This is a genomic window from Thiomonas sp. SCN 64-16 (assembly GCF_001725585.1).
Classification (GTDB): Bacteria; Pseudomonadota; Gammaproteobacteria; order Burkholderiales; family Burkholderiaceae_C; genus Thiomonas; species Thiomonas arsenitoxydans.
The window spans coordinates 46,423-54,250 of record NZ_MEGQ01000013.1; the positions used below are offsets into that span (position 1 = coordinate 46,423).

The following is a 7,828-nucleotide window of genomic DNA, read 5'->3' on the forward strand; positions in this document are numbered from 1 at the left end:
GGCAACTCAGGCATGAGCAGTTCTGATTCAGGCGGTTTCTGGAAGCGAGTGGGTTCTTTTGTCAAGAACCCGACCCGCGACTGGTCGCTAACCGACGAACAGGCCCTTCAAGAGCATGAAAACCTCGCCCGGGTCAAGGCCCGCGAGGACCAGAAGCGTCAGGACGATTTCATCCGCAAGCGCGAACTCGACGGCCTGCGCAAGCTACGCAGGCGCGAGGCCACCGATCTGGGCATGGATGACAGCCTGCAGACCAATGTTCCGGATCTGACGTCCCAGCCCACCCCGGTACACGACCGGGACGAAACCCTGCGAAAAATCAACGAGATCGAAAAGTCGATGGCGGGCGATCACGCCTCTGCCGCAACCCGCAGTCGCGCGCCGGTCACGCGGCAGATGCCTGCGCCCACGACCCGATCTCTTCCCCAAAGTCTGCCAACCCAAAGCCACCAGCCATCGCAGGCCAAACCGCCACTCACCTTCGCGCCCCCATCCCTCTCGGCGGGGACGCTATCGCCCGAGTCGCAGACGACTGGAACGATGCACTTCAAGGTGGATACGGCCTATGCCGATACCACTCTGATCACCAAGCCGGGCGGTCTGACAACGCAACCCGCGACCGGTGTGCCGTCGCAGTCCGGCCCGACCACGGCGCCGGGTGAGCCGCCTACGCTGCCGCCTGTTGGCTACGCCCCCACCGTCCCCTTCGTGCCCAGCGCGCCGCCAGCGCAGGTGCGCAAGTCGCAACCTGCTGCCGTGTCGTTCGACGAGCAGCCTACGCTGGCGGCAGCCACCCGCCTGAGCGCCGACGCTCTGCCGCCGCACACCTCGGCGCCCTCGGGCGACAGTTGGCTGCGATCGAGCAATGACTTCATGCCCAGCGCCTTCTTCGCCGTGGAAGTGCACGAGGCTTTGAGCTCCAATCCCTTGTTCGATCAGGCGGTGATGGACTTCGCCAATGGCGATGATGTCGCCGCCGAGTCGGCCTTGCGCGACGCCATTTCCAACTCGCAGGATCTGGATTCGGAGAAAGAGCTCTGGCTGGCGCTGTTTGACCTGTTCCGCGCCTCGGGGCAGATCGACAAGTTCGAAGCCCTGGTGACCGATTTCGTCAGCCGATTCCAGACCTCGGCGCCGATGGCCGAAGACGGCCTGCCTGCGCCCGCTGCGGCGCCCGCGCCAGCGTCAAACCACTTCAAGCCCTCGCTGGTTTTTTCTGCATCGGTCGATGCCGTCCAAACCGAGCGTTTGCGCAAGCTGCTGCTCAATGCGCCTTCGGCGCTTGAATTGAGCTTCGAGGAGGTGCGCACCATCACGCCAACCGCCTTGTCCGCACTGGTTGAGTCGCTGAAAAAGATCAACAGCACCGCCTGCACCGTCGCCCTGAACGGCGCGAATACCCTGCTGTCCCTTTGCCAAGCGCAGGCGCCCGCCATGCAGCGCGAGGCCGATCCGCAATGGTGGGCCTTGCGTCTGGAGTTGCTGCGCTTGGTCAACCAGCAGGACGATTTCGACGCCATCGCGCTCGACTACTGCGTGACCTACGAAATCTCGCCTCCGACCTGGGAGGCGAGCCGCGCCAGAGTCGAACTCGTCGGCGTGGACGGCAACGCGGCGCCTGAGGCATCCACACAGCCAGTTGCGTTTCAGAACTCGGGGATCAGCCCGAATTCCGTTTTGGGCAATGGCGGCTCGCGCTCGGCACAGTTGCATCTCAGCGGCGAGATTCTCGGCAATTCAAGCGACTTTCTGAACCCGCTGGAGCAGGCGGCCAAAACGCATGAACAGATGAGCATTTCCCTGCGTCAGTTGCGCCGTATCGATTTTTCGAGCGCAGGCGCCCTGCTCAACTGGGCCATGATGCAACACGATCAGGGCAAGACCCTGCAGTTCACCGGCGTACACCGGCTGATCGCCGGTCTGTTCAGCATCCTCGGCCTGCACGAGCACGCCCTCATTCAGCTGCGTCGCGACTGAGGTTCTGCTCGGCGCCGACCGGCTGCGGCAAAGCGGCGCTTGCACTGCCGGGTTGCCACACTGCCGCCTCTTGAGTTTTCTACTCCCACCCTTACATCCCGGCATGGATCAATATCACGGCACCACCATCCTTAGCGTGCGCCGCGGCGCTACCGTGGCCCTGGGCGGCGACGGGCAAGTGACGCTTGGCAATATCGTCGTCAAATCCACTGCGCGCAAGGTGCGCAGGCTCTACAACAACCAGATTCTGGCTGGCTTCGCCGGCGGAACAGCCGATGCCTTTACGCTGTTCGAGCGCTTCGAAGCCAAGTTGGAGAAGCACCAGGGACAGTTGTTGCGCAGCGCGGTCGAACTGGCCAAGGACTGGCGCACCGACCGCATGCTGCGCCGCCTGGAAGCCATGCTCTCGGTAGCCGATGCCGAGCACTCGCTCATCATCACCGGCAATGGTGATGTGCTCGAACCCGAATACGGCATCGTCGCCATCGGCTCAGGAGGCGCGTATGCGCAGTCGGCCGCCCGTGCCCTGCTGGAACACACCGCGCTGAGCCCGCGCGAGATCGTCGCCCAATCGCTGAAGATTGCGGGCGACATCTGCATCTACACCAACCAGTCGCACACCATCGAAACCCTGGGTGAGTAAGACCATGAATATGACTCCCCGAGAAATCGTCTCCGAACTCGACCGCTTTGTCATCGGCCAAGCCAAGGCCAAGCAGGCGGTGGCCATCGCCCTGCGCAACCGCTGGCGCCGTCAGCAGGTCGCCGAGCCGCTGCGGCACGAAATCACCCCAAAAAACATTCTGATGATCGGCCCTACCGGCGTGGGCAAAACAGAGATTGCGCGCCGTCTGGCCAAGCTGGCCGACGCGCCGTTCATCAAGGTCGAGGCTACCAAGTTCACCGAAGTGGGCTACGTCGGGCGCGATGTGGACACCATCATCCGCGACCTGATGGAGGCTGCCGTGAAGCTGGCGCGCGAAACCGCCATGCGCCAGCAACGCACCCGCGCCGAAGACCGCGCGGAAGACCGCATTCTCGACGTGCTGCTGCCCGCGCCGGCAGACTCCAGCGGGCATACCCCATCGGTCACCGAGACCAATCCCACGCGCCAAATGCTGCGCAAGCGTCTGCGCGAGGGCCAGCTCGATGACAAGGAAATCGAGATCGACCTCGCCGTGCATCCGGCCAGCGTGGACATCATGGGCCCGCCCGGCATGGAGGACATGACCGAGCAGATCCGCTCAATGTTCGCCAATATGGGGCAAACGCGCAGCAAGACGCGCAAGGTGACGGTGCACGAAGCGCAGAAGCTGCTGATCGACGAAGAGGCCGCCAAACTGGTCAACGAGGAAGAGATCAAGGCGGGCGCGCTGCGCGCGGTGGAGCAGAACGGCATTGTGTTCCTCGACGAGATCGACAAGGTCGCCTCGCGCAGCGACACCCAGGGCGCCGATGTGTCGCGCCAGGGCGTGCAGCGCGATCTGCTGCCGCTGGTGGAAGGCACCACGGTCAGCACCAAATACGGCATGGTGCGCACCGATCACATTCTGTTCATCGCCAGCGGGGCGTTTCACGTCGCCAAGCCTTCCGACCTGATTCCCGAACTACAGGGGCGCTTTCCCATCCGGGTGGAACTGGAGTCGCTCTCGGTCGCGGATTTCGAGGCCATTCTCACCAGCACCGACGCCAGCCTCACCAAGCAGTACGCCGCGTTGCTCGCTACCGACGGCGTGCAAGTCGAGTTCACCGCAGACGGTATTCGCCGCATGGCAGAAGTGGCCTTTCAGGTCAACGAAAAGACCGAGAACATCGGCGCGCGGCGGCTGCACACGGTGATGGAGCGGCTGCTCGAAGAGGTGTCGTTTCATGCCGATGGCGCGCAGCACAGCACCGTGAAAGTCGATGCGGCGATGGTCAACGAACGTCTGGGCGACATCGCCCGCGACGAAGATCTGTCGCGCTACGTGCTTTGATCCGTCTGCGGCTGCGCGTTCCCCGCAATGCACAGCAAGCCTTCGAACACCAGATGTTCGACATGCTGATGCGGCAGCCCCAGGGCGTCGCGCAGCTTGGGCGCCGCGCCGCCGGTCAGCAGCACAACCACCTCGCCCGCTTCCCGCGCTTGCAGACGCGCATGCATCTGCCGCGCCGCGCCCGCAATGGCCAAGGCGCCACCAGTCATCAAGGCATCGCTGGTATTGGTGGGAAATTCCGCGATGTCGCCTTCGGGTACGCGCAGCCCTGCCGTGCCCATCTCCAGCGCCTTGAGCATCAAGCCAAAGCCGGGCAGGATGATGCCGCCGATGAACACCCCTTCGCGACTGAGGCAATCGACGGTGACGGCCGTCCCCACGCTGATGACCATCGCCGCCTGATTGGGCACGCGCTGGCGCGCGCCCAGTTGCGCCGCCCATCGATCCGCGCCCAGCAATGAGGGCACGGCATAGCTGTTGCGCAGCCCGCATTGTTCAGCCTGCGCGCTGATCCAGTTGCAGCGCAGCCCAAGCGCATCGAGCTCGGCACACACCCGCGCGGTGACCACTGCACCGGCAACGGCACAACCGATCACCCGCTCGGCGCGAGGCTGTGCCGCCAGCACGCTGCTGAGTTGATCGACCTCTTCCAGCAGCATGGCCCCGCCGGCGAGCAACTCCGCGTTGCGTTGCGGGCGCGCATAGAGGCCCCATTTCAGCCGGGTATTGCCAACGTCGAGAACGAGAAGATGCATCCGGGTAACGCGACAGGGATTGTGGTCTCCTGAACCATAGCAGAGCAAACCCGCGAATCTGCAGCCAGGGCTGCGCGGGCCATCAGCGCAATTTGGCCCCGTCTTCTGCCGCGTGTTCCCGATCCAGAAGGCCCTTGGCATCCAGGGTGCCGAACCCGTTGAAGTAGGCATTGAGCAAAAACGCCACCACGGCGGTGAGCAGAATGCCGCTGTGCAGCATGGGCGCGAGAACTTCGGGGAAGTGGATGAAAAATTGCGGCGCCACCAGAGGAATCATGCCAAAGCCGATGCCCAGTGCGACGATGAGCAGATTGTTGCGATTGTTCTTGTAATCAACCTCGCTGAGGATGCGGATGCCCGTGGCCGCCACCATGCCGAACATGGCGATACCGGTACCGCCCAGCACAGGCTGGGGGATCGCCGCCACCAGCGCACCCAGTTTGGGCATCAGCCCAAGCAGCAGCATGATGACACCGCCGGTCACCGTCACCCAGCGGCTGCGCACGCCGGTCATGCCCACCAAGCCGATGTTCTGCGAAAACGAGGTGGTGGGAAAGGTGTTGAACATGCCGGCCAAAATGGTGCCCAAAGCATCGACCCGCAGACCGCGCCCCAGCTCGGTGCGACCCACCTTGCGCCCGACAATGTCGCCCAGCGCGAAGAACATGCCGGCCGATTCGACGAACACCACCAGCTCCACCACGCACAGGGTCACGATCGGGCCGATGGCGAATTGCGGCACACCAAACTGAAACGGCATGACCAGATGGAAAGCATCGGCCTTGGCGACCTGATCGAAATGCATCAGCCCCAGCAAGGCGGCCGCCACGCTGCCAAGCACCAGACCGATCAGCACCGAAATGTTTTTGAGGAAGCTGCGGCCGAATTTGCTGATGAACAGAATGACCACCAGCACGAACAGAGCGATGCCCAGGTTTTCCATCGAGGCATAAGCTGGGTTGGGAACCAGGCTGCCTGCGGCCGCGTGCGGTGAGGTATCGGCAATCATGGGTTTGAGCCACGCCCCACCGACAGCCCACTGAATGCCAACCTGCATGAGCGAAATGCCGATGATGGTGATGACCGAGCCGGTGACCACAGGCGGGAACATGCCCATCAGGCGGCAGGCAAAGGGCACGATCAGTAGCCCGAATACGCCTGCGGCGATGATGGCGCCAAAGATGTCCTGCAGGCCCATACCGGGCGTGGTGGCGATGGCGATCATCGGCGTGACCGAGGCGAAGGTCATGCCCATCATCACCGGCATGCGAATGCCGAACCAGGGAGTGAGCCCGAGCGACTGAATGATGCTGGTCACCCCGCAGATGAACAGGTCGGCCGTGATGAGCAACGCGATCTGCTCCACCGGCAGCTTCAGCGCCGAGCCGATGATCAGCGGCACCGCCACGGCGCCCGCGTACATCACCAGCACATGCTGGATGCCCAGCGCGACCAGCTTGCCAGCAGGCAAAACTTCATCAACCGGATGCGGTGCGTTTTCAGATACCGCCGGTGCGATGGCTGGGTTCATGGTGGTCTCCTGTTGATTGTTTTGTGTCGTGGTGAACGTCGTCGCGATGTCTCAGGGCTTGGCGCCGTCTTTGATCCACTGACCGATTTCGGCACGCTCCAGATCGGTCATCTGCGTAGCGTTGTTCAGCGGCATGGCCTTGAGCACCACCACCTGCTGATAAATCGCCTGCGCGTGGCTGACGATGTCTGACGCCGAATCCAGCCGCACGCCTTTGCTGGCCGCAGCACCGGAGTGGCACAACAGGCAGCGCTCCTGCACGATGTGCTGCACCTGCGCGAACGTGATCGGTTTCGCGTTTGCCAACGAGGGCTGCGGCTTGGGCGCGAGCGCCACCGCCACGGCCATAATGAGGCCGCCACCCACGATCCAGTATTGCCACTTCCAGGCGCCTTTGTGTTTGAGCACGAAGAACTGGCGGATCAGCGCGCCGGCCAACATCATCAGCACCAGCACCATCCAGTTGTTCGGCGCGTCATACACGAAGCTGTAATGGTTGGACAGCATGGCGAACAGCACCGGCAGGGTGAAGTAGGTGTTGTGCACGCTGCGCTGCTTGCCGCGTTTGCCATCCATCGGATCGGGCGTCTGCCCGGCGCGCATGGCCGCCACTACCCGGCGCTGACCGGGGATGATCCAGAAAAACACATTGGCACTCATCGAGGAGCCGAGCATGGCGCCGATGATCAGAAACGCCGCCCGCCCGGCAAACAAATGGCAGGCCAGCCAGGCCGCAATGAGCACATACACCGCGACCAGAATGCCCACCGTGAGGTCGCCATTTTTGCCTTGACCGAACACGCGGCAGATGCCGTCGTAAACCAACCAGCCGACGACGAGAAAGCCCAGCATGGCCGCCACCGCGTACCCCGGCGAACTCCAGGCAAACACCCGCGGATCGACGATAAAAATACCGGCGTGATAGAAGTAAAGCACGCAGAGCAGCGCAAATCCCGACAGCCAGGTGGAATAGCTCTCCCAATAAAACCAGTGCAGATGCTGCGGCAGGTTCTTCGGCGCGACCCTGTATTTCTGCGGGTTGTAGAAGCCCCCGCCATGCACCGCCCACAGTTCCCCATCCACTCCCCTGGCCTTCAACTCCGGGTCGGTGGGCTTCTCCAGGCTGTTGTCGAGCCAGACGAAATAAAACGAAGAACCAATCCAGGCAATCGCCACAATGACGTGCAGCCAACGCAGCAGCAGATCGGCCCAGTTCATGGCGTAGGGCAGGATGGTGGTCATCAAGTCGCTCATCATGACGTCTCCTAAAGGGTCATATGAAGTCGACTTCCGCCACGGCAGGCTCTGCGAAAGTCATCAAGGTCGCGTGCCAAAAGGCGCGATGCCCTTGGCGTGTTGGCCGCTGCGACGAAGGGTTGATTTCAAAAATTCATGCTGAGGCCCAATGCGATGCCTGTGGAAGCAGCCCCCGAACCACTGGCGGCCGTAGGTGCGTTGTTGTTGCCGAAGGCATCGACTTCGTTCACAAAGTAGTAGTAGTTCGTCGCACGCGCATATATGGCATAGAGTGAAGTGCGTTTGGACAAGGCATAGCGCACGCCCAGATTGACATGCTTGATGAAGGAATC

At 62.6% G+C, this 7,828-nt stretch carries 6 protein-coding genes and 1 pseudogene; 3 read left to right on the top strand and 4 right to left on the bottom strand.

The window, feature by feature from the left end; genetic code table 11:
- The first annotated feature begins 12 nt into the window (after positions 1 to 12).
- From ABT24_RS05485 to hslU, 3 genes are all read left to right on the top strand, one after another.
- Positions 13 to 1,977, top strand: coding sequence for an STAS domain-containing protein (locus tag ABT24_RS05485; RefSeq protein WP_276727066.1), 1,965 nt, complete (start codon positions 13 to 15; stop codon positions 1,975 to 1,977).
- A gap of 103 nt (positions 1,978 to 2,080) precedes the next feature.
- Complete coding sequence (gene hslV / locus ABT24_RS05490) at positions 2,081 to 2,620, top strand: ATP-dependent protease subunit HslV (protein WP_013106488.1); 540 nt, start codon at positions 2,081 to 2,083, stop codon at positions 2,618 to 2,620.
- Positions 2,621 to 2,624: 4 nt separating this feature from the next.
- The gene (hslU, locus tag ABT24_RS05495; RefSeq protein ID WP_276727064.1) at positions 2,625 to 3,953 is read left to right on the top strand and encodes an ATP-dependent protease ATPase subunit HslU; all 1,329 of its coding nucleotides are present in this window, start codon (positions 2,625 to 2,627) and stop codon (positions 3,951 to 3,953) included.
- Here hslU and ABT24_RS05500 read toward each other — a convergent pair.
- From ABT24_RS05500 to ABT24_RS05515, 4 genes and pseudogenes are all read right to left on the bottom strand, one after another.
- Positions 3,941 to 4,708 (bottom strand): type III pantothenate kinase, encoded by a 768-nt coding sequence (locus tag ABT24_RS05500; RefSeq protein ID WP_276727062.1) that lies wholly within the window; start codon positions 4,706 to 4,708, stop codon positions 3,941 to 3,943. The genes hslU and ABT24_RS05500 overlap by 13 nt on opposite strands.
- Positions 4,709 to 4,790: 82 nt before the next feature.
- On the bottom strand, positions 4,791 to 6,239 hold the full coding sequence (locus tag ABT24_RS05505; protein ID WP_276705971.1) for a nucleobase:cation symporter-2 family protein: 1,449 nt from the start codon (positions 6,237 to 6,239) through the stop codon (positions 4,791 to 4,793).
- Between the two features lie 51 nt (positions 6,240 to 6,290).
- On the bottom strand, positions 6,291 to 7,496 hold the full coding sequence (locus ABT24_RS05510; protein WP_423837789.1) for a urate hydroxylase PuuD: 1,206 nt from the start codon (positions 7,494 to 7,496) through the stop codon (positions 6,291 to 6,293).
- Between the two features lie 125 nt (positions 7,497 to 7,621).
- A pseudogene (locus ABT24_RS05515) lies at positions 7,622 to 7,828 on the bottom strand (hypothetical protein); the annotation flags it as partial.

What these genes read in the sequence shown, in the direction of transcription:
- ABT24_RS05485 (WP_276727066.1), top strand. Translation starts at nt 13, where the DNA reads ATGAGCAGTTCTGATTCAGGCGGTTTCTGGAAGCGAGTGGGTTCTTTT.
- hslV (WP_013106488.1), top strand. Translation starts at nt 2,081, where the DNA reads ATGGATCAATATCACGGCACCACCATCCTTAGCGTGCGCCGCGGCGCT.
- hslU (WP_276727064.1), top strand. Translation starts at nt 2,625, where the DNA reads ATGAATATGACTCCCCGAGAAATCGTCTCCGAACTCGACCGCTTTGTC.
- ABT24_RS05500 (WP_276727062.1), bottom strand. Translation starts at nt 4,708, where the DNA reads ATGCATCTTCTCGTTCTCGACGTTGGCAATACCCGGCTGAAATGGGGC.
- ABT24_RS05505 (WP_276705971.1), bottom strand. Translation starts at nt 6,239, where the DNA reads ATGAACCCAGCCATCGCACCGGCGGTATCTGAAAACGCACCGCATCCG.
- ABT24_RS05510 (WP_423837789.1), bottom strand. Translation starts at nt 7,496, where the DNA reads ATGATGAGCGACTTGATGACCACCATCCTGCCCTACGCCATGAACTGG.